This is a genomic window from Cryobacterium lactosi, from assembly GCF_004403945.1.
Classification (GTDB): Bacteria; Actinomycetota; Actinomycetes; order Actinomycetales; family Microbacteriaceae; genus Cryobacterium; species Cryobacterium lactosi.
The window spans coordinates 33,869-57,898 of record NZ_SOHM01000018.1 but is presented as its reverse complement, the minus strand read 5'-3'; the positions used below and the strand labels follow the sequence as shown (position 1 = coordinate 57,898).

The following is a 24,030-nucleotide window of genomic DNA, read 5'->3' as shown; positions in this document are numbered from 1 at the left end:
CAGTTTCGCCGCGGGTGTCCGCGACGGTCAGGCCGTGAAGCCGCGCCAACGCGCGTCGCCGCGGGGCAACGCGGGCCGGACGGCCCGCTGGCTGTCCTGCCACGGGCTGGCGGCGCCGTTCGGCGCGGCCCGGAGGTCGTCGGATTCGGCGCGCAGCAGGGCCCGCAGAACGGCGGTGACGGCGGCGGCCTCCTGTTCGGAGACCCCCGTCGTCACGAAAGTGAGCTCGGCCGGGTCGAAGCCGGTGGTGTCCTCGGAGTCGGTCATGATGGCGCCGCCTACAGCGGGATGTTCCCGTGCTTCTTGGGTGGCAGGGTCGCGCGCTTGGTGCGCAGCGCCCGCAGTGCCTTCACGACGGACACCCGGGTGGCCGCAGGTTCGATGACCCCGTCGAGCTCGCCGCGCTCGGCGGCGAGGAACGGGCTGGCCACGTTGTAGGTGTATTCGTTGGCCAGCCGGCTGCGCACGGCGGCGACATCCTCGCCGCTGGCCTCGGCCTTCTTGATTTCGGCCCGGTAGAGGATGTTCACGGCGCCCTGGCCGCCCATCACCGCGATCTCGGCGGTCGGCCAGGCCAGGTTGATGTCGGCGCCGAGCTGCTTGGAGCCCATCACGATGTACGCGCCGCCGTATGCCTTGCGCAGGATCACGGTGATCAGCGGCACGGTGGCCTCGGCGTAGGCGTAGAGCAGCTTCGCGCCGCGGCGGATGATGCCGGTCCATTCCTGGTCGGTGCCGGGCAGGAAGCCGGGCACGTCGACGAGGGTGAGGATCGGGATCGAGAACGCGTCACAGAACCGCACGAACCGTGCGGCCTTCTCGCCGGCGGGGATGTTCAGAGTGCCGGCCATCGCGTTGGGCTGGTTGGCGACGATGCCGACGCTGCGGCCCTCGATGCGGGCGAAGCCCACCACGATGTTCGGCGCGAACAGCGGCTGGGTCTCGAGGAAGTCGCCGTGGTCGACGATGTGCTCGATGACGGTCTTCACGTCGTAGGGCTGGTTGGGCGAATCCGGGATCAGCGTGTTGAGCTTGAGGTCGGCATCCGTGGTCTCGAGCTCGACCTCGCTGTCGAAAACGGGCAGCTCGGCCAGGTTGTTGTCCGGCAGGAAGCCGAGCAGGGTGCGTGCGTAGTCCAGCGCGTCGGACTCGTCGCTGGCCAGATAGTGGGCCACGCCGGAGACCGAGTTGTGGGTGAGCGCGCCGCCGAGCTCCTCCATACCCACGTCTTCACCGGTGACGGTCTTGATCACGTCGGGTCCGGTGACGAACATCTGGCTGGTCTTGTCGACCATGATCACGAAGTCGGTCAGGGCGGGGGAGTACACGGCGCCGCCGGCGGCGGGCCCGCAGATGATCGAGATCTGCGGGATGACGCCGGATGCCGCGGTGTTGCGACGGAAGATCTCGCCGTACTTGCCCAGGGCCACGACGCCCTCCTGGATGCGCGCTCCGCCGGAGTCGAGGATGCCGATGATGGGCACGCCGGTCTTCAGCGCCAGGTCCATCACCTTGATGATCTTCTCGCCGGCGACCTCGCCGAGCGACCCGCCGAAGATCGTGAAGTCCTGGGAGTAGACGGCCACCTGACGGCCGTGGATGGTGCCGGTGCCGGTGACGACGGAGTCGCCGTACGGACGCTTCTTCTCCATGCCGAACGCCACGGTGCGGTGCCGCACGAACTCGTCCAGCTCGACGAACGATCCTTCGTCAAGCAGCTCGGCCACCCGCTCGCGGGCGGTCATCTTGCCCTTGGCGTGCTGTTTTTCGATGGCGGCCTCGCCGCTCGCGGTCACGGCCTCGTGATAGCGATGTTTCAGGTCGGCGAGTTTACCCGCCGTCGTGTATAGGTCAGGTCCGGTCGGGTTCTCAGTCACGCCGCTTACTCTACCGGCCCCACCCGCACAGCCCCCAGGGTCCGGAGTCCTCTGCACCGGCGCGGGTGCATAACTCCTGCAATTCGGGCCCGGCCGGGGCTGATCCTGCGGTTCGGGGCCAAACTGGGCAGAATTGCAGGAGTTATGATCCCTGCGGGGTGTGAGAAGAGGCGTCAGCATGGAATTTCCGATCAGCCGCGGCATCGGGGCACGGTTCGAGTACCTCCCCGAGGCCGGCTCGACCAACGATGTGCTGGTGACCGCGGCGAGCGGCCCGGATGCTGCGGAGTGGCCGGACCTTTCCGTCATCGTCACCGACAACCAGACCAGCGGCCGCGGCCGGCTGGGCCGCACCTGGCTGGCCCCCAGCGGCAAGTCCCTGGCCATCTCGGTGCTGCTCCGGCCCCGGCTGGAGACCGGGCCGTTGCCGCCGAACCGGTTCGGCTGGTTTCCGCTGCTCGCCGGGGCGGCCATGACCCTGGCCGTGCGTTCGGTGGTGCAGGCCGCCGCGACCGGCGACGAGGACGAACCGCGGCACGAGGTGGCGCTCAAATGGCCGAACGACGTGCTCATCGACGGCTACAAGGTCTCCGGCATCCTGTCCGAGCTGCTGCCGGATGCCAGCGGGCTGTGCATCGGCACCGGGCTGAACCTGGCCTTGGACGAGCACGACTTGCCCACGCTCACCTCCACGTCGCTGATGCTGGTGACCGGCGCCGTACCGGACCCCGACGCCGTGCTCGCGGCCTATCTGACTCAGCTGAGAACCCTCACCACGAATTTCCTCGCCGCCGGCGCCGATCCGGTGGCCAGCGGCCTGCACGCCGAGGTCACCGCGCTGTGCGGCACCCTGGGCACCGCGGTCCGGGTCGAACTGCCCGGCGGCCACGACCTGGTCGGAACGGCGGTCGGTCTGGATCCGGACGGCCGGCTGATCGTCGAGGACCAGACGAACGGGGAACTGCAGGCCGTCGCCGCGGGGGACGTGACCCATCTGAGGTATTAATGGGTATATGACCAACCCAGCCAGCTCGTTGCCCGCCGTGCCGACGGCGCCGCCCGAGGTGGTCATCGCCCGCCTGCGTTCGCACGCACGGGTGCTCTTCTGGCCCACCCTCGTTTTGATCGGCGTCTGCGGCGCCACGGGGTACTACTACGGCAGCCTGGCCGAGCAGTGGCAGAACGATCTGCTGCTGGTCGGGGCCGGCCTGGTCGTGGTCCTGCTCTGGCTGCTGCCGTTGGTGGCCTGGCTCACCCGGCGGTACACGGTGACGAGCCGGCGGATCATTTTTGTGCACGGCATCTTCGTGCACGTGCGCCAGGAGCTGCTGCACAGCAGAGGTTACGACGTGAGCGTGCGCAGGACCTGGTTGCAGTCGCTATTCAGGTCAGGGACCGTGCGCATCAACTCGGGCCTGGAGCATCCGCTGTCGTTGCGGGACGTGCCGGACGCCGATCTGGTGCAACAGGTGTTGCAGGACCTGATGGAGCAGTCTCAGACCGTGATGGCCACGCGTCGGCAGGAGCAGTCAGCGCTCGGTGACGAATTCGGAATCCGCCCGGGCCTGTAACCGCAGCGCCGCCGTACTCGTCGGCACCGTGCCTGTCGCACCCGCACCCGCGCTGGCAGGAGCCGCTGCCTGGCGGGACGGCGAGAACACCCAGTAGCGGTACAGGGTGAAGCGGAAGATCGCGCCGAGGAGCAGGCCGATGACGTTCGACGAGATGTTGTCGGCGAGGACGCTGGTGTAGCCGAGAACGTAGTGGCTCACCCACAGGCAGGCCAGCCCGATGCCCATGCCGACGAGGCTGACCGCGAAGAACTCCAGGCCCTCCCGCAGGGTCTGGGAGCGGCGGTCCTTGGAGAATGTCCAGTATCGGTTGCCGACCCAGTTGGCCAGGATCGCGAGGATCGTCGAGACGACCTTCGCCCAGATCGGGCCGGAGGCCAGGGCCTCGGGGGAGAAGATCGTCGCCCGAAGCAGGTTGAAGACCGTGATGTCCACCGCGAAACCGACGAGCCCGACCATGCCGAATTTCGCGAGCTGTGCCGCGAAGGCAAACACCCGATGCCTGCTGAAGGTTGGTCTCGACATGCATCCGTCCGGCCGATAGGTGAAAATGGAACGTGTAGCGAGATAACGCGCTTCTCTCGCAGTCTACGTCCCGGCATGATCCCCATCCTGAGAGTTCCCAGCCCCTCGGATGAACGGTCGCACAGAAATTGGTGAACAGATGAGCACGATCGTTGGTGTGATCGGCGGAGGCCAATTGGCCCGCATGATGATCCCCGCCGCGGTGAACCTCGGCATCGACCTCCGGGTCCTGGCCGAGTCCGACGGCATGTCCGCCAGCCTCGCCGCGGTGTCGGTGGGCGACTATCGCGACCTGGCCACGGTCCTCGCGTTCGCCGAGACCGTCGATGTCGTGACCTTCGACCACGAACACGTTCCGCAGGTGATCCTCCGAGAACTGGTCAGCCGGGGCATCAGCGTGCACCCCGGGCCCGACGCTCTGCTCTACGCCCAAGACAAACTGCTGATGCGGGAGCGACTCACCGAGCTCGGCCTGCCCGTTCCCGACTGGGCGCGGGTGGCGGATGCCGACGCCCTGGCCCGGTTCCTGGCCGACCACGGCGGCCGGGCCGTCGTGAAGACGGCCAGGGGCGGCTACGACGGCAAGGGGGTGCGGGTGGTGTCCCACGCCCACGAGGCCGACGACTGGTTCCTCGCGCTCGCCGAAGACGCCAACGGTGGTGACCTGCTGGTCGAGGAGCTTGTCGACTTCCGCCGCGAGCTGGCGCAGGTCGTCGCCCGGCGCCCGTCAGGGGAGATCTCGATCTGGCCGGTGGTGGAGACCGTGCAGCTGGACGGCGTCTGCGCCGAGGTGATCGCACCGGCCCCGAAATCTGCCGGGCGGCTCAGCGAGGTCGCTGCCGACATCGCCGAGCGCGTCGCGGAGGGCATCGGCGTCACCGGTGTGCTCGCCGTGGAACTCTTCGAAACCACCGACGGCCGGCTGCTGGTCAACGAGCTCGCGATGCGGCCGCACAACAGTGGCCATTGGTCGATCGACGGGTCCACCACCAGCCAGTTCGAACAGCACCTGCGCGCCGTGCTGGACCTCCCGCTGGGCGGCACCGGGCTCCGGGAGGCCTGGTCGGTGATGGTCAACATCCTCGGCGGTCCCGCCGAGGGCAGCATGGCGGACCGCTACCCCGCAGCCTTCGCCGAACAGCCCACGGTCAAGGTGCACAACTACGGCAAGGCCCCCCGTCCGGGACGGAAGATCGGCCACGTCACCGCATCCGGGCCCGATCTGGACTCGGTCACCTACCAGGCGCGTGCCACTGCGGCGTTTTTCCAGGACTAAAGCCTAAGATCATCACCGTGCCAGAGAACTTCGCGACTTCCGACCCTGAGTCCGCCCCCTCCGCAGCCGCGCTCGTCGGTGTCGTGATGGGGTCGGACTCCGACTGGAACGTGATGAGCGACGCCGCGGCGATGCTGACCGAGTTCGGCGTCGCCCACGAGGTGCAGGTGGTGTCCGCACACCGCACACCCGAGAAGATGATCCGTTACGGCTCGGAGGCCTGGAGTCGCGGCCTCAAGGTGATCATCGCCGGTGCCGGCGGTGCGGCGCACCTGCCGGGCATGCTCGCCGCGGTCACCACGCTCCCCGTCGTCGGCGTTCCGGTTCCACTCGGCCGCCTGGACGGCCTGGACTCGCTGCTGTCGATCGTGCAGATGCCGGCCGGCGTGCCCGTTGCGACAGTGTCGATCGGCGGTGCCCGCAACGCGGCCCTGATCGCGATCAAGATCCTGGCGACCGCGGATGACGCGCTGCGCCTCAAGCTGGAGGCCTACGCCGACCAGCTGGCCGAGCAGGTGGAGCAGAAGAACACGGCCCTGCAAGCCAGACTATGAGCAGCGCCAGCAGCCCGATCCGGTACCCGAACTCCGGCTCCCGACAGGTCATGACCCGCCGGGCCTGGTGGCTCGTGGTCCTCAACATCCTTCTGCCCGGCTCCGCCCAGGTGCTCGCGGGAAGCCGCGGCCTGGGCCGTTTCGGGCTGCGCGCCACCCTGACCTTCCTGGGCCTGGTGATCGTCGCCGGCGTCGTCTATACGCTGAACCCGGAGATCGTGCTCACCGTGGCCACCAACTCGATCGGGTTGTGGATCCTCGCCGCCGTGATGGTCTTCTATGCCATCGTCTGGGTGATCCTGACCTTCGACACCATCCGGCTGACCCGACTCGTCAAGGCTCGGCCCAAGGCCCGCCCGTTCATCGCTGGGCTCGCGACCGTCGTGATGGTCGTCTTCGCCGGCACGGCCGGCTACGGGGCCTACGTCGCCACCACCGCCAGCGGGTTCCTCTCCTCGGTGTTCGCGGCCGGGCCATCGGAGCCGCCCGTGGACGGGCGGTACAACATCATGCTGCTCGGCGGCGACGCCGGACCCGACCGGGAGGGAATGCGACCTGACAGCATCTCGGTGGTGAGCATCGATGCCGAGACCGGCAAGGCCGACATCATCGGGCTGCCCCGCGACCTCGAGTATGTGCCGTTCCCCGAGGGATCCCCGCTGAACGCCGTCTACCCGGACGGGTACGGCTACGACGGGGTCTGTGACGTGTCGGCCTGCATGCTCAACTCGATCTACACCGAGGTCGAGCTCAAGAGCCCGGAGATGTATCCGAATGCCGAGGCCGAGGGCAGCGAGCCCGGCATCGAGGCCATGCGGGACGCCGCCAGCGGCATCACCGGCCTCACGATCCAGTACTACGTGCTGATCGACATGCAGGGCTTCTCCGAGCTCATCGACGCCCTCGGCGGGGTCGACATCAACGTGGCCGAGCGGTTGCCCATCGGCGGCGACGAGGAGTTCAACAACGTCGACGGCTGGGTCGAGGCCGGGCAGCAGCACATGGACGGCTTCACCGCCCTCTGGTACGGCCGGGCCAGACACGGCACCAGCGACTACGACCGGATGGCCAGGCAGCGCGTTCTGCAGGAGGCGATCCTCAAGCAGTTCAACCCGGCGAACGTGATCACCAAGTTCCAGGGTGTGGCCGAGGCCGGCCAGCAGGTGGTCTCGACGGATGTGCCGCAGGGAATGCTCGGGTACTTCACCAACCTGGCCGGCAAGACCAAGGAGCTCCCGGTGGGTGCCGTCGAACTGGTGCCGGCGAACAACGTCGACCCGCAGGATCCGGACTACGACTACATCCGCAGCCTGATCGACACGGCCCTGAACCCGGTCACCGAGACGCCGGCGCCCTGAGCCGCGCGGCTCAGTCCCGACCGGCTCAGAGGTCGGCGTGCAGCTGCCAGACCCGCTCGGCGGTGTCCCGCCAGCTGAACGCCCTGGACCTGTCGCTGCCGAAGATGCGCAGCCGGTCGGCCAGCGCGGCGTCGCCGAGTACCCGGTCAAGCGCGGCGGCGAGCCGCTCGGGGTAGCCGGCCGGGTCGTCACGTTCCACCACGAAGCCCGCGTCGCCGGCGGCCTCGACCAACGCCGGCGCATCCGAGTGGATGACCGGTGTACCGAAGTGGAAAGCCTGGATGATCGGCAGGCCGAAGCCCTCTTCGAGGCTGGGGTAGACGAAGACCGACGCCCGGGACATCACCAGGGCGAGCTGCTGGTCGCTCAAGCCGTCCAGCGCGCGCACCCGGTCCGGGGCGAGGCCGGCCTCGTCGGCCACCGAGGCGAGGGTGAGTTCCCCCCATGAGTCCGGACCGACGACAAGCAACGGCAGGTCGACGGCGCCCGGACGCCCGAGGGCTTCGATGAGCGCGGTGACGGCGCGGCGCGGTTCAAGGGTTCCGGCCGTGAGGATGTACTCGTCGGGCAGGTTCAGCTCGACGGCCATGTTCTCGGCGGCGGCGGAATTCGTCGGCAGCGTCAGGCTGCTGCTGACGGCCCCGCCGATCACCCGCACCCGGTCGCCGAAGTTCATGATCTCGCGCAGCTGGTCGGCGAGGGCGTGGCTGGGCGCCACGATGGCGTCAGCGTGCTTGCGGGCGCGTTTGAGCATCAGCTTGGCGCGCGCGACGGTGGTCGGGGTCAGCGTTTCCGGATGCGTCCAGGCGAGTACGTCGTGCACCGTCACTGCGACCTGGGTCTCGTCCTTGGCCCTGTCGTGGCGGTGCAGCGGGGCGAACAGCCCGGGGGCGTGCACGAGGCCGTGGCCGGCCGAGGTGGCCACGCCCAGCTGCCAGGCGGCGGAGAGCTCGCGGCGTGCCAAGGCCATCTTGTGCAGGCCGGCCAGGCCGGGCAGGGCCGCGATGATCTGGTCGTAGTGTTCGGCGGAGGTGGCCGATACGATGCCTTCGACCTCGCAGCCGGCCGGCGCCGTCGCGATCAGCGACCGGGTCAGTTCCTCGGTGTAGCGGCCGAGTCCGCCCGGCACCGGGGAGACCAGCTGGTCCACGATGACCTTGAGGGTGATCATGACGGAGTGAACGCGCCGTGGGTAGCGGCGTCTGCGAGGGCCTCGGTCCAGGGGCGCATCGGGGTCAAGCCGGCTGCCGCCCAGGCGTCGTGGCCGAGCACCGAGTAGGCCGGTCGTGCGGCGGGCCGCTGGAACTTGCTTCCGTCGGTGGGCAACACCCGCTCCGGGTCCAGGTCCGCGCTGGCGAACACGGCTTTGGCGAAGCCGAACCAGTTCGTCTGTCCGGCGTTGGTGCCGTGGTAGATCCCGGCGGGCGTATCCGCGTCGAGCATCGTCACGATCTGACGGGCCAAATCGACCGTCCACGTCGGCTGGCCGAACTGGTCGGCGACGACGGAGACCGTGTCCCGGCCCGCGGCGAGGGTGAGCATCGTGCGGCCGAAGTTGGGTCCGTGGGCACCGTAGAGCCAGGCCGTGCGCACGATGTAGCTGCGCGCAGGGTTCTCGGTGAGCACGAACTGTTCGCCGGCGGCCTTGGTGCGGCCGTACGCGTTCAGCGGGTCGATCTCGGTGTCTTCGGGGTATGGGCTGTTGCCGGCGCCGTCGAAGACGTAGTCGGTGGAGATCTGCACGAGTTTCGCGCCGACCGCGGCGGCGGCGATCGCGAGGTTGCGTGGGCCGATGGCGTTGACCGCGTATGCGGCGGCCTCGTTCTCCTCCGCCGCATCCACGGCGGTGTACGCCGCGGCGTTGATGATCACGTCGTGGCCGGCGACGGCCTTCTGAACGGCGGCGAGGTCGGTGATGTCCAGCTCGCTGCGGTCGACGGCTGTGACGTCGCGCCCGGCGAGGGCGTCCTGCAGGTCACGACCGAGCATCCCGGCCGCGCCGGCGATCAGATAGCGGGTCATGTCAGCTCAGCGCCGCGCGGGCTTTGAGGGGTTCCCACCAGGTGCGGTTGTCGCGGTACCACTGCACGACGTCGGCCAGGCCCTTTTCGAAGGGCACCTCGGGGGAGTAGCCGAGTTCGGCCTGGATCTTGGAGATATCCACGGAGTAGCGCAGGTCGTGGCCGAGGCGGTCGGCGACCCGGTCTACGTAGGACCAGTCCTTGCCGGTGGCGTCCAGCAGCAGCTGGGTGAGTTCGACGTTGGTCAGTTCGGTGCCGCCGCCGATGTTGTAGATCTCGCCGGCGCGGCCGTTGACCAGCACCATGGCGATGGCGCGGGTGTGGTCGTCCACGTGCAGCCAGTCGCGGATGTTGTTGCCCTCGCCGTAGAGGGGAACGTGCAGGTCGTCGATGAGGTTCGTCACGAACAGCGGGATGACCTTCTCGGGGAAGTGGTACGGGCCGTAGTTGTTCGAGCAGCGGGTGATCGACACGTTCAGGCCGTGGGTGCGGTGGTAGCTGCGGGCGAGCAGGTCGCTGCCGGCCTTCGACGCCGAGTAGGGCGAGTTCGGTTCCAGGGCGCGTTCTTCGTTCCAGGAGCCTTCGGCGATGGAGCCGTAGACCTCGTCGGTGGACACGTGCACGAACCGGGGCAGGTCGTTGCGCAGGGCCGCGTCGAGCAGCTGCTGGGTGCCGAGCACGTTGGTCTCGACGAAGATCGATGCGTCACGCACGGAGCGGTCCACGTGGGACTCCGCGGCGAAGTGCACCACGGCGTCCAGTCCGGGGAACAGGGTGTCGAGCAGCGCGCCGTCGCGGATGTCGCCCTTGACGAAGGAGTACCGGGGCGAATCGGCCACGGGGGCCAGGTTCTCCAGGTTGCCGGAGTAGGTGAGGGCGTCCAGGACGACGACTTCAGCGCCCTCCAGGCCGGGGTAAGCGTCTTGCAGGGTTCGGCGAACGAAGTTCGAGCCGATGAACCCGGCGCCGCCGGTGACGAGGATCTTCATATATTGGTAACCATTCCGTTTGCGTAAAGGTGCCTACGCGATTGTACTGGACGCGCATTGCTAGGCTGGCGAACGTGCAGATTCGTGAACTCTCCATCCCCGATTCCTACGAGGTGACCCCCAAGCAGTTCGGGGACGACCGGGGAGTCTTCCTCGAGTGGTACCGATTCGACAAGCTGTCCGAGGCTCTCGGGCACCCGCTGGACCTGCGTCAGGCCAACACCAGCGTCTCCAGCCGTGGCGTTGTGCGCGGCATTCACTTCGCCGACATCCCGCCGGGCCAGGCCAAGTACGTCACCGCCACACACGGTGCGATCATCGACTTCATCGTCGACATCCGGGTCGGCTCGCCCACCTTCGGGCAGTGGGATTCGGTGCTGCTGGACGACGTGGACCGCAAGGCCGTCTACATCGCCGAGGGCCTCGGCCACGCGTTCGTCGCCCTGACCGACAAGGCCACCGTGAGCTACCTGGTCTCCTCCACCTACACCGCCGGCGCCGAGCACGGCATCAACCCGCTCGACGCCGAGGTCGGCCTGGTGTTCCCCAAGGACGCCGGTGAGCTGCTGCTGTCCCCGAAGGACACCGACGCCCCCAGCCTCGCCGAGGCCGCCGCGAGCGGACTGCTGCCCACCTGGGACGCCGCCCGCGCCTACTACCAGACGCTCAACGAACGGAACTAGACATGCGCGGAATCATTCTCGCCGGCGGATCGGGCACACGCCTGTGGCCGATCACCAAGGGCATCTCCAAGCAGCTGATGCCGATCTACGACAAGCCGATGATCTTCTATCCGCTGTCGACGCTGATGATGGCCGACATCAAGGACATCCTCATCATCACCACCCCGGAGTACAACGACCAGTTCAAGGCGCTGCTGGGCGACGGGTCCGACCTGGGCATCAACATCCAGTACGCCGTGCAGCCGTCCCCGGACGGCCTCGCGCAGGCGTTCATCATCGGTGAGGAGTTCATCGGCGACGACAGCGTCGCCCTGGTCCTGGGCGACAACATCTTCCACGGCGCGGGCCTGGGAACGGCGCTGCGCAACAACGCCGACATCGACGGCGCCCTGATCTTCGCGTACCACGTCTCCGACCCCACCTCGTATGGGGTCGTGGAGTTCGACGACGACTTCACCGCCGTGTCGATCGAAGAGAAGCCGGTCAAGCCCAAGAGCAACTACGCCGTTCCCGGCCTGTACTTCTACGACAACTCCGTCGTCGAGATCGCCAAGTCCATCGAACCCTCCGCCCGCGGCGAGCTGGAAATCTCCACCGTCAACGAGCGCTACCTCAACCAGGGCAACCTGCACGTGCAGGTCCTGGACCGCGGCACCGCCTGGCTGGACACCGGCACCTTCGAATCCATGATGCAGGCCAGCGAATACGTGCGCGTCATCGAAGACCGCCAAGGCCACAAGATCGGCTGCATCGAAGAGATCGCCTGGCGCGCCGGCTGGATCGACGACACCCAGCTCGCCCGCCTCGCCGCCCCGCTCGCCAAAAGCGGCTACGGCGTCTACCTGAACGGGCTGCTCAAGACCGACTAGCCGCCGGACTGGATGTGGGCGAGGACGTCGTCCATGGTGGCCTTGATGCCGGCGGGCAGGCTGGTCAGCTGCCGTCGGTCCAGGTCCGGCCACACCGTCGAGGTGATGCGCAGGTCCAGACCCTGCATCGAGGCCTCAGCCGAGTAGCCGAGCATCACGTTCGGCCGGCCCTTGGCGAGGCTGCGGATCTGGCCGAGCAGGTTGCTGATCGTCACGGCCTGGCCGGAGGCAAGGTTCTTGATCGCCTCGGTGCGCCCGGTCGCCTCGGTGACCGTGAGCAGCCTGGCGACACAATCCAGCACGAGTTCGGCGCAGTCACGCACGAAGATGTAGTCGCGCATGGTTTCCAGCGGCACGAAGATCGACGCAGGCTTCGGCGAGAACTGGGCTTTGGCCAGGTGGGAGATCAGTCCCTGCATCTTGCCCAGCTTCTGCCCCGGACCGTACAGGTTGGCGATCCGGCCGGCGAGCACCGAGACACCGGTGGCGCGGGAGAAATCGAACAGGCTCGCCTCGGCGTCCAGCTTGAACCGCCCATAGCCGGAGATCGGCACCGGTGTGCTCTGCTCGTCGAACGGCGGATGCGCCGAACCGCCGTACACGCCGCCGGCCGAGGACGCGTAGAACACGGCGCCGGAGCGTGAGGTGCCCTGGTAGGCGGCCGCGCCGCCGACGGCATCCAGCACCAGGCGCAGCTGGCGGAGTTCCCGGCTGATCGCCTCAGGCGGGGTGGACGTGACGGCGTTGCCGGCCAGCCAGAGGACCGCCCAATTCGCGCGCTCGGTCGCGGCGGTGGCCAACAGCCTGGTCGCCGTCGCGGCTGCCGCAGCGGAGAGCGCCTCGTCGTCCGCCCAGGGCAGGGGGTCAGCGCTCAGCAGCTCCCAGCCGGTGCGGCGGGTGATCGCGGCGGCCGTGGCGCTGCCCAGGAGGCCCCTGGCCCCGATCACCCAGACGTAGGTGGTCACTTGGCGGCTTTGCGCGTCCGCCCGAGAGGCCCATCCGCCGGGTCGGTCGTGATCAGGTACGGCGGCTTGCCCATGGCCATGTTCACGTTGATGCCGATGTACTCGGCGATGATGCCCAGCGAGAACAGGATGAACCCGGCGCTCAGCAGCACCAGCACGCTGAGCGACGCCCAGCCCTGGATCGCGATGTCACCGGCGAGGCGCTGGATGAAGATGACGATTGCGAAGATCACGCCGATCACGGCGAAGATCACACCGAGGCCGCTGACGATCCGCAGCCCCCTGGTGCCGGTGGTGAGGATCATGCGCCAGAAGTGCGAGAACAACCGGCGGGCCGAGTAGCCCGAGCTGCGTTCGCCTTCCTCGCGCAGTTCGACCGGGGAGGTCGTGACGCGGGAGGCGACCCAGCCGATGGCGACGTCGAGGTACACCCCGGAGCCGGCATAGGCGGCGACGCTGCGGCCGATGTTGCCGAGCATCAGCCGGTAGCTCTGGTAGTCGGCGGCGGCGCCGGTGCCCGAGAGCTTGGTGAGCAGGTACTTGGCCGTCTTCGAGGCGGCGTTGCGCACCGGCCCGTGCGGGGCCGGGTTGGTCGGTTTGGCGTAGACGACGCTGGCCTGCTCGCGCATGGCGGTGTCGAGCATCCCGCCGATGGCGCGCGGGTCGTGCTGGCCGTCCTCGTCGAGGGTGACGATCCAGTCACCGCCGGAGGACGCCATGCCGGCGAGGGTGGCGGCGTGCTGGCCGAAGTTCTTGCTCAGCCAGATGCCGCGGGCGAACGGGAAACGTTCGGTGATGCTGCGGATGATCGACGCGGAGTCGTCAGGGCCGTGGTCGAAGACCAGCAGGACCTCTTCAACCTGGAAGCTGTACCCGTCGGGGGTGATGCTCAGCCGGGTCAGCGGTTCGATCTCGTCGAGCACGCCGGTGAGGGTGCGTTCTCCCTGGTAGACGGGGATGACGATCGAGATGGTGTGGTCGGCGACGTCGGGTTCTGCTGAGGGGAGTGTCACGGGTTCAGAACCTACCACACGGGCGGTTTCGTCGGCCGGGTCAGTTGGCTGCGGCATCCGTCGTCACCGCCTTGGACATGCGGCGGCCGAGCCAGATGTAGGCGAGCCGGCGGACCTGGGCCATCACCCTGGCGCGGGTGTTGCCGATGCGCCGGTCGGTGGCCGAGATGACATCCGGGCGGGTCTTCGCCAGCCAGTTGTGGAAGCCGATCGCCTGCTCGGCCTGCTCGGCGACCAGGCGTACGCTCCACTGGCTGTCTGAGATGCGGAAACCGGCGAGGCTGCCGGGGACGCCGACGAACTTTCCCTCCAGCAGCACCATCGAATAGGAGGTTTCGTCGATCAGGTACGGCCAGCGGGAATCCCACCAGCCCACCTTCTCCAGGGCGCTGCGGCGCATCAGCACGCAGCCGGGTTCTCCGAAGATGTTGGTGCCCTGGGTGACGGTCTTGCGCACGGCGACGGCACCGTCGTGCACGCCGGTCAGGCCGGCCAGGCCGCGGTTCTTGAGCACCGGAGCGCCGTTGGCGTCGACGATGTCCCGCGGGGAAGCGGCGAGCATGGCGCCGGGCTCATTGATGAGCGCAGCGACCTGCTGGGCGACGATGGTGGGGTAGAGCAGGTCGTCGCCGCAGACGAGTTTGATCAGGTCGCCGGTGGCAGCCTGGCTCACCCGGTTCCAGTTGCGCAGTGCGCCGCCGCCGCCCTCGGTGTGCAGGAGGGTTACCCGGGGGTCGGAGCTGTAGCGCTGCATGACGGCCCAGGTGTCGTCGGTGGATGCGTGATCGGAGACGATCACCTCGAGGTTGGTGTACGTCTGGCCCAGCACACTCTTCATGGTCTCGTCGAGGTAGTCCGCATTGTTATAGGCGGGGATGACGATAGAGACGAGAGGCTGATCATCAGGGAACATCGCATCGTGTGTCATAGGTTAGGTGTGACTCGCATCCTTCGTAGTGCTGAGCCTTCACGATACCGGGTGCTCCTGAGGGAGCTCTGTCCCCGCGCGGGGCGGCCCTAGGCGAGAATGGGGAGGCGGTTCGCGCGGAGCGGGCCGGCAATCACCCCTGCGGGCGCGCACAGTGACGACCGTCACATCCTGATCAGGGCGAGAAAAGGGCATTCTGTTGGTGAAGTCGAGATTCGTGTGGCCCGCCGTTGTGGTCGTCGCCGTACTGCTCGGGGCCGCTCTCCCACTGCTGGTCAACCGCGGCTACTACTTCATCGACGACACCCAGTCCGGTGCCTTCGGCCAGTGGTACGAGATCGGCACCCGCATCCTCGAGGGGAACTGGTCGCTGATCAACCCCCTGGTCTGGCAGTCCGGCAACTACCTCGCCGAAGGCGCCTGGGGCATCTTCAGCCCGGTCCTCTGGCTGATCGGCCTCTGGTCGCACTGGGCGGGCAACGCCTTGATCTTCTCCACCGTGGTCAAGGTCGTCTGCCTGGTCGCGGGTTCGCTGGGCGCGTACCTGCTGGCGCGCACCTTCCAGTCCAGCCGGGGGTGGGCGGCAGCGGTGGCCGTCGCGCTGCCGTTCACGGGCGTGACGTTCTACCTGGATGCGACCACCTGGGTGAACGGTCTGCTGGCCTGGAGCATGTGGGCGCTGGCCTGGGCGCTGACCAGGCGCGCCGTCTTCTCGGCCAAGTCGCCCACCCTTGCTCTCCTGGCATGCATCGGTACGGTCGGCATCGGCTACGTGCACGCCACCATCTTCCTGGCCGTCGCTCTCGCCGCCACGATCGCTGAGGCGTTCATCGCCCGGCACCGGGCATCCATCGTGCGGGCGTTCCTGATCGCCACCGGTGCCGGTCTGTTCGCGGTCATCGTGCACCTGCCCGGCCTGCTGACCGCGGGAACGTCCGGGCGCACCAAGGGTGTCGTGAACACAGGGCTGCTGACGGTGGACCTGAGCGGTCTGGTGGCCGCGAACACGCCGGTCGGGATCCCGCAGGTCGGCTTCTTCGGCGCCTTCTTCCCCTCGGCGCCGCTGGTCTACATAAGTTGGATGCTCCCGCTGTTCGCCTTCATCGCCTGGAAGCGGCTGATGCCGGTTCTCGCCACCCGGCTGAGCGTCGTCATCTTCTTCGGCGTCGCATTGATCGGTGTGCTCCTGCCCAGCGACGTCGGACCACTCCGGATCCCGTTGCGCATGATGCCGTATCTGGCCATCGCGGTGCTACTGATCCTCGCCATCGGGTTGTCCCTGGCCCGGGTCGAGGTGCTCTCCCGCCGGCGGTTCCTGGCCGGCAGCGCATACGCGGTTTTCGGCGGCCTGTTGACGGTGTTCCAGGGTCCGCAATACGCCGGGGTGGTCGCCCTCGCGATCCTCGCGGTGATCATCGTGCTCTGGGTGTTCTACCGGATCACCTCTCCGCGTGGTCTGCCGGGCCTGTCCGCCCCCTGGCGGGACCGGGCCAGGGCCTCACGAGCCTGGCTGCTGCCCGCTCTGGCGGTTCTGGTCACCCTGGGTGTCATCCTGCCCCAGCACGTCGTGCACACCAGCGGCCCGCTGCTCAACTACCAGGTACCCAGTTCGGTGCAGAGCTACCGGGACCTGCTCGCCGACGCGAAGGGCGATGTCCTCGTGGTCGGCGGACCGCAGAACGGTCAGATCCAGCAGGGCGACTGGGCCGAAACGACCGTCGCCAATCTCTGGTACATCCCGGAGGCTCCGGTGCAGAACGCGTACACCTCGGTCTTCTACCCGGGGTACGGCGATGCGCTGTGCATGGCCTATCAGGGCGTGACCTGTGCCGACCTGTTGCCGAAGCTGTTCACGGCGGATTCCGACACCGAGCAGAACCTCGTGGATGACCTGGGCGTCAGCTCGATCTTGATCGTGAAGAGCTCGGTTCCTGAAGAGCTGTGGGCCGAGACGCCCGCCGGCTGGCAGGTGGCGGCTGACACCGCGCTGACCAGGTTGATCGTCAGGGACACCCCGGTACCCGGCGCCGGCAGCGTCGTGTGGTCCGACGACGAGACCTCGGTGACCGTGCTCCACGAAGACGATATGGGCGTCTCCTTCCGCGTCGACGAGGTCGGCGCCGACGGCGGCCAGGTCGCCCTGAGCCGGATCTCGTGGCCCGGCTACGAGGTTGACGGCGGAACGGTGTCCGACGAACTCATCAACGGGTTCATGATGGGCATCGACATTCCTGCCGATTCCGCCGGCGAGGTCGTGACGGTGTCCTTCCGGGCGCCGGGCTGGCCCGTCCAGATCCTCTCCGGCGTCCTCCTGGTCCTTCTGCTCCTGGGCTGGGGTGCCATCCGGCTCTGGGGACGAGGCCGGGCCGGATCACGCCCCCGGCCGGCCTGGGCCACCGAGCTGCGGGAACCACTGAAAGTTGAGAACTCATGACCAAGACACCCGGTGAGAAAGTCGTGGTCGTGGTCGTTGCCTTCAACCGTCGTGACCTGCTCCTGGAGAGCCTCGCCGCCCTGGCCGGTCAGACCCGACGGCCCGATGACGTGCTGGTGGTGGACAACGCATCCACCGACGGCACGGCCGAGGCCGTCCGTGCGGCGCATCCAGAAGTCACCCTGGTCGTGCTGGACCGCAACACCGGCGGAGCAGGCGGCTTCACCGCCGGCCTGGCCGAGGCCGTCGGTCCGCTCGGCGCAGACCTGGTCTGGCTGATGGACGACGACACCGTCCCCACCGAGACCGCCCTCGCTGAACTGCTCATTGCCCGGACGCATGCTCCGGCGACCACCCGGATCCTCGCCTCCGCCGTGCACTGGACGGACGGCAGGGACCACCCCATGAACATGCCGCGGGCGCGACCCTTCGCCTCCCGCAGCGCCCTGGAGCGCGCTCGCGAATTCGACTGCTATCCGGTCCGCTCGGCGTCGTTCGTCTCGGTCATGATCGACGCGCGCGCCATCCGGCAGCACGGCCTGCCGGTCGCCGCGTACTTCCTCTGGAACGACGACTTCGAGTACACCGCGCGGATACTGCGCGGATCCACCGGGTACATCTGCCGGCGCAGCGTTGTCGTGCACAAGACCAAGGTGTTCGGGTCGACGAACATCGATCCCGGGCCCCGGTTCCGGCTGGAGGTGCGCAACAAGCTCTGGCTGCTGCGTCTCTCACCGGCCCTCTCCAACGCCGAACGGTTGCTCTACGCCGGGGCGACGGCCAGGAGCTGGGTCAGCACCTTCGCGCACTCCGCCGACCGCGCCACGCTCTGGCAAGGTCTGCGGGACGGCCTGCGCGAAGGGCTCACCACCCGCCCGGCCGGCAACGATGAGGTCCTCGCCGGGTTCGGCCGGGTCAGCGAGTCCGTCGCCGCTGCGGAGTCCGTCGCCTCTGCGCAGTCAGGCCCGACGAGGTCCTCGTCGTGACAGCCACCGACCTCTCCTTCTCGTTGCTGCTGCCGGTGTACCTGGGCGACCGGCCGGAGTATTTCACCCGGGCGTTCTCCAGCGCCGTCACCGACCAGATCCGCCGACCCGCCGAGGTCGTCCTGGTGCGGGACGGACCGATCAGCCCGGCCCTCGCCGACGCCGTCGCGGCGGCCATCGCCGCGTCACCGGTCGAGGTTCGCCGGGTCGACCTGGACGTCAACGTCGGCCTGGCCGTTGCGCTCACCCTGGGGTTGGCCGCCTGCCGGTTCGACGTGGTCGCACGAATGGATGCCGACGACATCTCGCTGCCCGAACGTTTCGCCAAGCAGCTGCCCGCCATCGAAGAGGGCTGTGACCTGGTCGGAACGGGCATGCTCGAATTCAATGAGCTGGACAAGATCCTCGGCCGCAGGGTCCCTCCGGTCGGACAGGCCGAAATCACCCGCCAGGCGAGATTCCGCGACCCGTTCAACCACCCGACCGTCGTGTACCGCAAGTCCGCCGTGGAGGCCTCCGGCGGTTACCGGCACCTTCCTCTCATGGAGGACTACTGGCTGTTCGCCAGGATGATCATGAACGGCGCCACCGTGCGCAACCTGCCGGAACCCCTGGTCATGTACCGGGTCGACTCCGGCGCGTACAACCGGCGCGGCGGCCTGTCCCTGTTCCGCAGTGAGCTCGCCCTGCAACGCCGGCTGCTGGCCGACAGGTTCGTCACACCCGGCCAGTTCCTGCGCAATGTGATCGTGCGTGGCGGGTACCGCTTCGTTCCGGTCGTCATCCGCCGCGCGGTCTATCGTCGGATGGCCGTGAGCAAGCACACAGACACGCCCCAGTAGGATCAAAGTTTGGTCCGAAGCGGCCGGCGTAAGTGAGGATGGGTGTTATGAACGTTGACCTTGTGGTTGTCGGAGCCGGATTCTTCGGCCTCACTGTGGCCGAGCGCTGCGCCAACGAATTGGGCCTGCGGGTTGTCGTCATCGACAAGCGCGACCACATCGGAGGCAATGCATACAGCTCGGTGGAACCTGAAACCGGGATCGAGGTGCACCGCTACGGCGCCCACCTCTTCCACACCTCCAACAAGGTGGTCTGGGACTACGTCAACACCTTCACTTCCTTCACCGACTACCGGCACCGCGTGTATACCACCCACAAGGGCGAGGTCTTCCCGCTGCCGATCAACCTCGGCACGATCAACCAGTTCTTCCACAGCGCCTACTCACCGACCGAGGCCCGCGCGCTGATCAGCGAACAGGCCGCTGAGGGCGCGGTCGCCACGGTGGCCAATCTCGAGGACAAGGCTGTCGCCCTGATCGGTCGCCCCCTCTACGAGGCCTTCATCCGCGACTACACGGCCAAACAGTGGCAGACCGACCCGCGTGAGCTGCCGGCCGAAGTGATCAGCCGCCTGCCCGTGCGATACAACTACGACAACCGGTACTTCAGCGACACCTACGAGGGTCTGCCCGTCGACGGGTACACCGCCTGGATCGAGCGCATGGCCGACCACCCCAACATCGAGGTGCGCCTGTCGACCGACTTCTTCGACCTCGACCAGGAAATCAACATCCGTGACACGGTCGGTACCGTCCCCGTCGTCTACACCGGTCCCGTTGACCGGTACTTCGACTACTCGGAGGGACCGCTGTCCTGGCGCACCCTCGATTTCGAAGAGGAAGTCGTCCAGACCGGCGACTACCAGGGCACCCCGGTGATGAATTACGCCGACACCGACGTCGAGTACACCCGCATCCACGAGTTCAAGCACTTCCATCCCGAACGGGACTACCCCGCTGACAAGACCGTCATCATGCGCGAGTACTCCCGCTTCGCCGAGGATGCCGACGAGCCGTATTACCCGGTCAACACGGCCGTGGACCGTGAGCGCCTGCTGCGCTACCGGGAGCGGATCGCCGAGCAGCCCAATGTGATCTTCGGTGGTCGCCTGGGGACCTACCAGTACCTCGATATGCACATGGCCATCGGTGCCGCCCTGTCCACCTTCGAGAACAAGCTTCGTCCGCTTTTCGCGACGGACGCGCCGGCCTGAGCGGGCCGCCGAACGGAAGGCTGACGTGTCAGGAACCTCCCTCGCCGACACCCCGGTCGGGGCCGCCCCGATCAGGCAGATTCATGCGCTGACCGGTGTGCGGATCCTCGCCGCGCTCTGGGTGGTGCTGTTCCACATCCGGTTCAGCATCGCCGCGGAGTTCCCGGCGGTGTACGCCGTGTTCGCCCCGATCATCACCCACGGCGACTACGGCGTCGACCTGTTCTTCATCCTCAGCGGCTACGTCATCACGCTGAACTACGGGCGGAAGATGGGCGGCTCCCTCGAGCGCAAGGCGACAGTCAAGTTCTGGTGGGCGCGACTGTCCAGGATCTGGCCGGCCTACTTCGTGATGCTGGCTTTCGTCTCGGTGTGGCACGGCAGTTTCCTGATCTTCGGCGCCACGGACCCCGTCGCGCCGCGGGATTTCAGCGTGTGGAGTTTTCTTCGCCAGTCGACCCTCGTCGTGCAGTGGACCGAAGCCGACTTCAACCGGTTGACCTGGAACGGCGCCGCCTGGTCGGTGTCCGTCGAAGCACTCGCCTACCTGCTCTTCCCAGTCCTTGCCCTGTTGCTCTTCCGCCTGTCCAGGGTGCTCGGTTCCCGGGGCCTCGGCATCCTCGCGGTGCTCACCGTGATGCCGGTGGTGCTGTTCGCCCTCGCGCTCGGATCGTTGTACGCCCCCTGGATGTGGTTGATCCGTATCCTCTGCGAGTTCGTAGCCGGCGGATTGCTCTTCTACGCACTCGAGAAGGTACAGAATCGGCCCGGCGCGCAGCGCATCGCCAACTGGCTGGCGCCGGCCCTGATCGTTGCGGTGCTCATCGTGGCGTACCTGCTCAACGGCCGGGTGAACGAGCGCTGGGGTGTGCTCGTAGTGCCCGCCCTGCTGGTCTTCGTCGGCGCGATCGTGGTGGGTCGGAAGGGCCTCATGAGCCTGCTCGGACACCGGTGGCTGGTCGTCGGCGGAATGGCGTCCTACAGCGTCTATCTGGTGCATATGCCACTGATCGAAATCGTCTGGACGGCCCAGGAAAGGCTTCCGTTCCTGGCGCAAGGTACACTTGCGAGTAAGATCCTCATCTTCCTGGTCCCGGCGCTTGCCACGTTTTTCGGCTTCGTCCTGTGGAAGTGGGTCGAGGAGCCGGCCCGTCGCGCCATGCGGCGCATGTCCCTCCAGAACATCCCCGAACGCGCCGTTGACGACGTGCCCATCAAACAGGCCGGCATCGAGGCACCACGTGCTTGATCCGGCCGGCTGCGGGAATCGACGGCGCCACCGAGCACCTGTTTCTGCCAGCCAAGCGAAGTGAAAGTACCCTCTTCACCATGTCTGACCTCCTCTCGACGGCCTTCGGCCGCCCCGCATTGTTCAGCGCCGAGCTGTCAGCCCGCGCGGCAGAGCAGCTCGGGTCCGCACTGACAGAGCGCCAACTGGCCCTGCTGGTCTCGGCGGCCAACTTCCATGCCCTCGACAACCCCGGCGTGACCCTGCGCATCGTGGTGCACATCGCCCGTCCCGGTGACATGGCCCACCTCACGGATGCCGGCACCCGGCACGAGAAGGTGCGCGCCGAAGCCCGCAAGGTGGCCGAGTTCAGCATCGTGAGCACGGTGGCCGGCTCTCCGCACCCGCATTACACGCACCACCGCAAGGGCTGGCGGAGCGACCCGGAGACCGGCGTGCGCAACATCGTCCTCGATCCGGAACGCGAACCAGGCGCACCGGCGGTCGTCGGCCGGGCCAGCCTGTACTGGCGGCTGCGCGGCGGGATCGAACGGCGGTACCCGTTCGAATACGACCGGTTGCGGCAGTGGCTGCTTCGCGGACGGGAGTCCGCGCTGAATTCCCACGTGGTGGAGCGTCGGGTCGTCGACCTGACCGGCGTACCGACCGGGGGAGCCAGGGCAGAACGCGAACCTGCCGTCATCTTCGGCCTGCACTGGCTCGAACTAGGCGGTGCGGAGCGCTGGGCGATGGAGTCGATCGCCCTCGCCCGAGCCAAAGGCCTCCGCCCCATCGTCATCACCGACGTGCCGTCCACCCACCCGTGGATCACCAGGGCCGAGCTGGACGGTGCGATCGTCCTCGCGCTCACTCACCCGGTCGGGCAGCCCGAACACTCCGAGCCGGTGCTTGAAGCCCTCGCAACGAATTTCGACGTCCGCGGCGTCTTCGTGCACCACAGCCGGTGGGTCTACGACCGGCTGCCGTGGCTGCGTAACCGGATCCCCGGCCTGCACGTGGCATCCACCCACCACATCCTGGAATACAACGGCGGCGGCTACCCGGCCATCGGCGCCGCTCTGGACGAATTCATCGACGTGCATCACGTGATCTCGCCGCAACTGCAGGACTGGTTCGTCGATGTGCAGCGCGTCGACCCGGCGAAGGTCGCGTTGGCGCCCCTGATCGGCCTCACGACGACCGGGGCGGTCGCTGAGACAGCCCGCGCGCGCGTCGACGAGTCCGTGCTCACCCTGGGCTTCATCGGCCGCTTCGCCGCCCAGAAACGTCCCTACCTGTTCACCAAGCTGGTCAGAGAACTCCAGGACATCCAGGGGTTGTCCGTGCGGGTCGTGATCCAGGGCGGCGGTGAGCTCGAGCACTTCGTGCGGAGGGACATCGACGGCCACAACCTGACCGGCATCGTCGAGTGGGTAGACGAGTCGGCCCCGGTGAGCAACACCCTCGCCCGGATCGACTGCCTCGTGCTGAGTTCTCAGAACGAGGGCCTCACCCTCACCACGCTGGAGGCCCTGGCCGCCGGAGTTCCCGTCATCTCCACCGACGTCGGCTCCCAGCGCACCGTCATCGTGCCCGACGCCCTCGTGTCCCGCGAGCCCGGGCTGTTCCTGACCGGGGCGATCGAGGTCGTCACGCGGATGGCGGGTTCAGAGGAGTACCGCGCAGACGTCTGGCGCCGTGAAGTGGCCCTGGCCCAGGAATTCACCGAGTATGAAAGCGCCCACGATTGGGCCGGAAAGCTGTTCGAGCTATGGAACAAGTAAGCGCCGTCGTCGTCACCTTCAACAGGCTCGCAAAGCTCAAGACGGTGATCGCCTCCATCGAAGCCCAGACCTTCGCGCCCACCCGCCTCATCATCGTGGACAATGCGTCGACCGACGGCACCGCGGAGTACCTCGGCCAGCTGACCACGAGCATCCCGCTCGAGGTCATGTCCCTGCCGACCAACACCGGCGGCGCCGGCGGGTTCTCGGCGGGCATGGAACGCGGCTACCAGCTCGGCGCGGACTTCGTCTGGATCATGGACGACGACTGCTACCCCCAGCCCGACGCCCTCGAGAAGCTTCGCGACGGCTTCGTCAGCGCCGTCGCCGAGCTCGGCCCCGACGTGCCCTTCTCCTGCTCGCTGGTCAACTACATCGACGGCGCCATCTGCGAGATGAACAACCCCGAGCCCACCTGGGACTGGGCCAGGCTCGTGTCCAAGGGTCAGCGCTCCGTCATGGTCAAGAGCTGCTCCTTCGTGTCGGTGCTCATCCCGCGCTGGGTGATCGAGAAGCACGGCCTGCCGTACTCCGAATACTTCATCTGGTTCGACGACCACGAATACACCCTGCGCATCACCCGCACCTGCCCGGGCGTGCAGGTGCTGGACAGCGTCGTCGTGCACGACATGGGCGACAACAAGGGCGTCAACTTCGGCCTGATCGACGACGCCAACGCGTGGAAGTTCGCCTACGGCATCCGCAACGAGGCGTCCTTCCGGCTGCACCACCAGAGCCTCTTCGCCTACCTGTACCTGGCGGCCCGGGTGGCCCTGATGATGCGCCGCGGTCGGGTGAACGGAGCGTTGCAGCGCAAGATGTACGGTCGGCTGTTGGCCGGCATCCGGTTCAACCCGGCGATCGCGTTCCCGGCCAAGTCGGCAGAGCGGCTCTGACCCGTCGGTGATCGGCC

At 67.6% G+C, this 24,030-nt stretch carries 23 protein-coding genes; 14 read left to right on the top strand and 9 right to left on the bottom strand.

Features of this window, described 5'->3' with window-relative positions; genetic code table 11:
* Positions 1-27: 27 nt before the first annotated feature.
* Both E3T61_RS09280 and E3T61_RS09275 read right to left on the bottom strand, forming a co-directional pair.
* The gene (locus E3T61_RS09280; RefSeq protein WP_134640574.1) at positions 28-267 is read right to left on the bottom strand and encodes a hypothetical protein; all 240 of its coding nucleotides are present in this window, start codon (positions 265-267) and stop codon (positions 28-30) included.
* A gap of 11 nt (positions 268-278) precedes the next feature.
* A complete protein-coding gene (locus E3T61_RS09275; RefSeq protein WP_134640573.1) occupies positions 279-1,877 on the bottom strand; it encodes an acyl-CoA carboxylase subunit beta in 1,599 nt (532 codons plus the stop codon).
* Between the two features lie 178 nt (positions 1,878-2,055).
* Between E3T61_RS09275 and E3T61_RS09270 the strand changes: the two genes are divergently transcribed.
* Positions 2,056-2,883, top strand: a complete 828-nt coding sequence (locus tag E3T61_RS09270) for a biotin--[acetyl-CoA-carboxylase] ligase (protein WP_134640572.1) — start codon at positions 2,056-2,058, stop codon at positions 2,881-2,883.
* 7 nt (positions 2,884-2,890) lie between these two features.
* Positions 2,891-3,448, top strand: coding sequence for a PH domain-containing protein (locus E3T61_RS09265; protein ID WP_241992483.1), 558 nt, complete (start codon positions 2,891-2,893; stop codon positions 3,446-3,448).
* Here the strand turns inward: E3T61_RS09265 and E3T61_RS09260 are convergent.
* The gene (locus tag E3T61_RS09260) at positions 3,407-3,973 is read right to left on the bottom strand and encodes a GtrA family protein (RefSeq protein ID WP_134640571.1); all 567 of its coding nucleotides are present in this window, start codon (positions 3,971-3,973) and stop codon (positions 3,407-3,409) included. The two genes, E3T61_RS09265 and E3T61_RS09260, sit on opposite strands and share 42 nt — an antisense overlap.
* Before the next feature lie 109 nt (positions 3,974-4,082).
* On the opposite strand from E3T61_RS09260, the gene E3T61_RS09255 reads away from it, so the two are divergent.
* The 3 genes from E3T61_RS09255 (at position 4,083) to E3T61_RS09245 (ending at position 7,161) form a co-directional block, all read left to right on the top strand.
* On the top strand, positions 4,083-5,249 hold the full coding sequence (locus E3T61_RS09255) for a 5-(carboxyamino)imidazole ribonucleotide synthase (protein ID WP_255455668.1): 1,167 nt from the start codon (positions 4,083-4,085) through the stop codon (positions 5,247-5,249).
* A gap of 86 nt (positions 5,250-5,335) precedes the next feature.
* Positions 5,336-5,803, top strand: coding sequence for a 5-(carboxyamino)imidazole ribonucleotide mutase (purE, locus tag E3T61_RS09250; RefSeq protein ID WP_134640668.1), 468 nt, complete (start codon positions 5,336-5,338; stop codon positions 5,801-5,803).
* Positions 5,800-7,161 carry an LCP family protein gene (locus E3T61_RS09245; protein WP_241992482.1) on the top strand — a complete coding sequence of 454 codons (1,362 nt, stop codon included), beginning with the start codon at positions 5,800-5,802 and terminating at the stop codon, positions 7,159-7,161. The genes purE and E3T61_RS09245 overlap by 4 nt, the downstream gene beginning before the upstream one ends.
* Before the next feature lie 25 nt (positions 7,162-7,186).
* Here the strand turns inward: E3T61_RS09245 and E3T61_RS09240 are convergent, their stop codons facing one another.
* From E3T61_RS09240 to rfbB, 3 genes are read right to left on the bottom strand one after another with little or no spacing between them, the layout of a single operon-like run.
* On the bottom strand, positions 7,187-8,332 hold the full coding sequence (locus E3T61_RS09240; protein ID WP_134640569.1) for a glycosyltransferase family 4 protein: 1,146 nt from the start codon (positions 8,330-8,332) through the stop codon (positions 7,187-7,189).
* Positions 8,329-9,183, bottom strand: coding sequence for a dTDP-4-dehydrorhamnose reductase (rfbD, locus tag E3T61_RS09235; RefSeq protein ID WP_134640568.1), 855 nt, complete (start codon positions 9,181-9,183; stop codon positions 8,329-8,331). Before rfbD ends, E3T61_RS09240 begins: the two co-directional genes overlap by 4 nt.
* Before the next feature lies 1 nt (position 9,184).
* On the bottom strand, positions 9,185-10,171 hold the full coding sequence (gene rfbB, locus E3T61_RS09230; protein ID WP_134640567.1) for a dTDP-glucose 4,6-dehydratase: 987 nt from the start codon (positions 10,169-10,171) through the stop codon (positions 9,185-9,187).
* A 74-nt stretch (positions 10,172-10,245) separates the two neighbouring features.
* On the opposite strand from rfbB, the gene E3T61_RS09225 reads away from it, so the two are divergent.
* Positions 10,246-10,854, top strand: coding sequence for a dTDP-4-dehydrorhamnose 3,5-epimerase family protein (locus E3T61_RS09225; RefSeq protein WP_134640566.1), 609 nt, complete (start codon positions 10,246-10,248; stop codon positions 10,852-10,854).
* A gap of 2 nt (positions 10,855-10,856) precedes the next feature.
* The gene (gene rfbA / locus E3T61_RS09220) at positions 10,857-11,723 is read left to right on the top strand and encodes a glucose-1-phosphate thymidylyltransferase RfbA (protein WP_134640565.1); all 867 of its coding nucleotides are present in this window, start codon (positions 10,857-10,859) and stop codon (positions 11,721-11,723) included.
* Here the strand turns inward: rfbA and E3T61_RS09215 are convergent.
* The 3 genes from E3T61_RS09215 to E3T61_RS09205 are packed head-to-tail and all read right to left on the bottom strand — an operon-like array spanning position 11,720 to position 14,629.
* Positions 11,720-12,688, bottom strand: coding sequence for an NAD-dependent epimerase/dehydratase family protein (locus E3T61_RS09215; protein WP_134640564.1), 969 nt, complete (start codon positions 12,686-12,688; stop codon positions 11,720-11,722). The genes rfbA and E3T61_RS09215 overlap by 4 nt on opposite strands.
* The gene (locus E3T61_RS09210) at positions 12,685-13,701 is read right to left on the bottom strand and encodes a glycosyltransferase (RefSeq protein ID WP_241992481.1); all 1,017 of its coding nucleotides are present in this window, start codon (positions 13,699-13,701) and stop codon (positions 12,685-12,687) included. Before E3T61_RS09210 ends, E3T61_RS09215 begins: the two co-directional genes overlap by 4 nt.
* 40 nt (positions 13,702-13,741) lie before the next feature.
* Positions 13,742-14,629, bottom strand: a complete 888-nt coding sequence (locus E3T61_RS09205; RefSeq protein ID WP_241992480.1) for a glycosyltransferase family 2 protein — start codon at positions 14,627-14,629, stop codon at positions 13,742-13,744.
* Positions 14,630-14,831: 202 nt separating this feature from the next.
* Between E3T61_RS09205 and E3T61_RS09200 the strand changes: the two genes are divergently transcribed.
* The 7 genes from E3T61_RS09200 to E3T61_RS09170 all read left to right on the top strand — a co-directional run bounded on the left by E3T61_RS09200 (position 14,832) and on the right by E3T61_RS09170 (position 24,013).
* Positions 14,832-17,063, top strand: a complete 2,232-nt coding sequence (locus E3T61_RS09200) for a YfhO family protein (protein WP_166793195.1) — start codon at positions 14,832-14,834, stop codon at positions 17,061-17,063.
* Positions 17,060-18,049 carry a glycosyltransferase gene (locus E3T61_RS09195; protein ID WP_134640562.1) on the top strand — a complete coding sequence of 330 codons (990 nt, stop codon included), beginning with the start codon at positions 17,060-17,062 and terminating at the stop codon, positions 18,047-18,049. The genes E3T61_RS09200 and E3T61_RS09195 overlap by 4 nt, the downstream gene beginning before the upstream one ends.
* Positions 18,046-18,891 (top strand): glycosyltransferase, encoded by an 846-nt coding sequence (locus tag E3T61_RS09190; RefSeq protein ID WP_134640561.1) that lies wholly within the window; start codon positions 18,046-18,048, stop codon positions 18,889-18,891. Before E3T61_RS09195 ends, E3T61_RS09190 begins: the two co-directional genes overlap by 4 nt.
* A 47-nt stretch (positions 18,892-18,938) precedes the next feature.
* Positions 18,939-20,105, top strand: a complete 1,167-nt coding sequence (gene glf / locus E3T61_RS09185) for a UDP-galactopyranose mutase (protein WP_134640560.1) — start codon at positions 18,939-18,941, stop codon at positions 20,103-20,105.
* Positions 20,106-20,130: 25 nt separating this feature from the next.
* Complete coding sequence (locus E3T61_RS09180) at positions 20,131-21,354, top strand: acyltransferase family protein (protein WP_166793194.1); 1,224 nt, start codon at positions 20,131-20,133, stop codon at positions 21,352-21,354.
* A gap of 80 nt (positions 21,355-21,434) precedes the next feature.
* On the top strand, positions 21,435-23,117 hold the full coding sequence (locus E3T61_RS09175) for a glycosyltransferase (protein ID WP_134640558.1): 1,683 nt from the start codon (positions 21,435-21,437) through the stop codon (positions 23,115-23,117).
* Positions 23,105-24,013 (top strand): glycosyltransferase family 2 protein, encoded by a 909-nt coding sequence (locus E3T61_RS09170; RefSeq protein WP_134640557.1) that lies wholly within the window; start codon positions 23,105-23,107, stop codon positions 24,011-24,013. The genes E3T61_RS09175 and E3T61_RS09170 overlap by 13 nt, the downstream gene beginning before the upstream one ends.
* Positions 24,014-24,030 lie beyond the last annotated feature (17 nt).

Coding starts and splice junctions, on each gene's coding strand:
- rfbD (WP_134640568.1), bottom strand. CDS start 9,183: ATGACCCGCTATCTGATCGCCGGCGCGGCCGGGATGCTCGGTCGTGAC.
- purE (WP_134640668.1), top strand. CDS start 5,336: ATGGGGTCGGACTCCGACTGGAACGTGATGAGCGACGCCGCGGCGATG.
- E3T61_RS09245 (WP_241992482.1), top strand. CDS start 5,800: ATGAGCAGCGCCAGCAGCCCGATCCGGTACCCGAACTCCGGCTCCCGA.
- E3T61_RS09175 (WP_134640558.1), top strand. CDS start 21,435: ATGTCTGACCTCCTCTCGACGGCCTTCGGCCGCCCCGCATTGTTCAGC.
- rfbB (WP_134640567.1), bottom strand. CDS start 10,171: ATGAAGATCCTCGTCACCGGCGGCGCCGGGTTCATCGGCTCGAACTTC.
- E3T61_RS09255 (WP_255455668.1), top strand. CDS start 4,083: ATGAACGGTCGCACAGAAATTGGTGAACAGATGAGCACGATCGTTGGT.
- E3T61_RS09240 (WP_134640569.1), bottom strand. CDS start 8,332: ATGATCACCCTCAAGGTCATCGTGGACCAGCTGGTCTCCCCGGTGCCG.
- glf (WP_134640560.1), top strand. CDS start 18,939: ATGAACGTTGACCTTGTGGTTGTCGGAGCCGGATTCTTCGGCCTCACT.
- E3T61_RS09265 (WP_241992483.1), top strand. CDS start 2,891: ATGACCAACCCAGCCAGCTCGTTGCCCGCCGTGCCGACGGCGCCGCCC.
- E3T61_RS09195 (WP_134640562.1), top strand. CDS start 17,060: ATGACCAAGACACCCGGTGAGAAAGTCGTGGTCGTGGTCGTTGCCTTC.
- E3T61_RS09270 (WP_134640572.1), top strand. CDS start 2,056: ATGGAATTTCCGATCAGCCGCGGCATCGGGGCACGGTTCGAGTACCTC.
- E3T61_RS09260 (WP_134640571.1), bottom strand. CDS start 3,973: ATGTCGAGACCAACCTTCAGCAGGCATCGGGTGTTTGCCTTCGCGGCA.
- E3T61_RS09280 (WP_134640574.1), bottom strand. CDS start 267: ATGACCGACTCCGAGGACACCACCGGCTTCGACCCGGCCGAGCTCACT.
- E3T61_RS09170 (WP_134640557.1), top strand. CDS start 23,105: ATGGAACAAGTAAGCGCCGTCGTCGTCACCTTCAACAGGCTCGCAAAG.
- E3T61_RS09205 (WP_241992480.1), bottom strand. CDS start 14,629: ATGACACACGATGCGATGTTCCCTGATGATCAGCCTCTCGTCTCTATC.
- rfbA (WP_134640565.1), top strand. CDS start 10,857: ATGCGCGGAATCATTCTCGCCGGCGGATCGGGCACACGCCTGTGGCCG.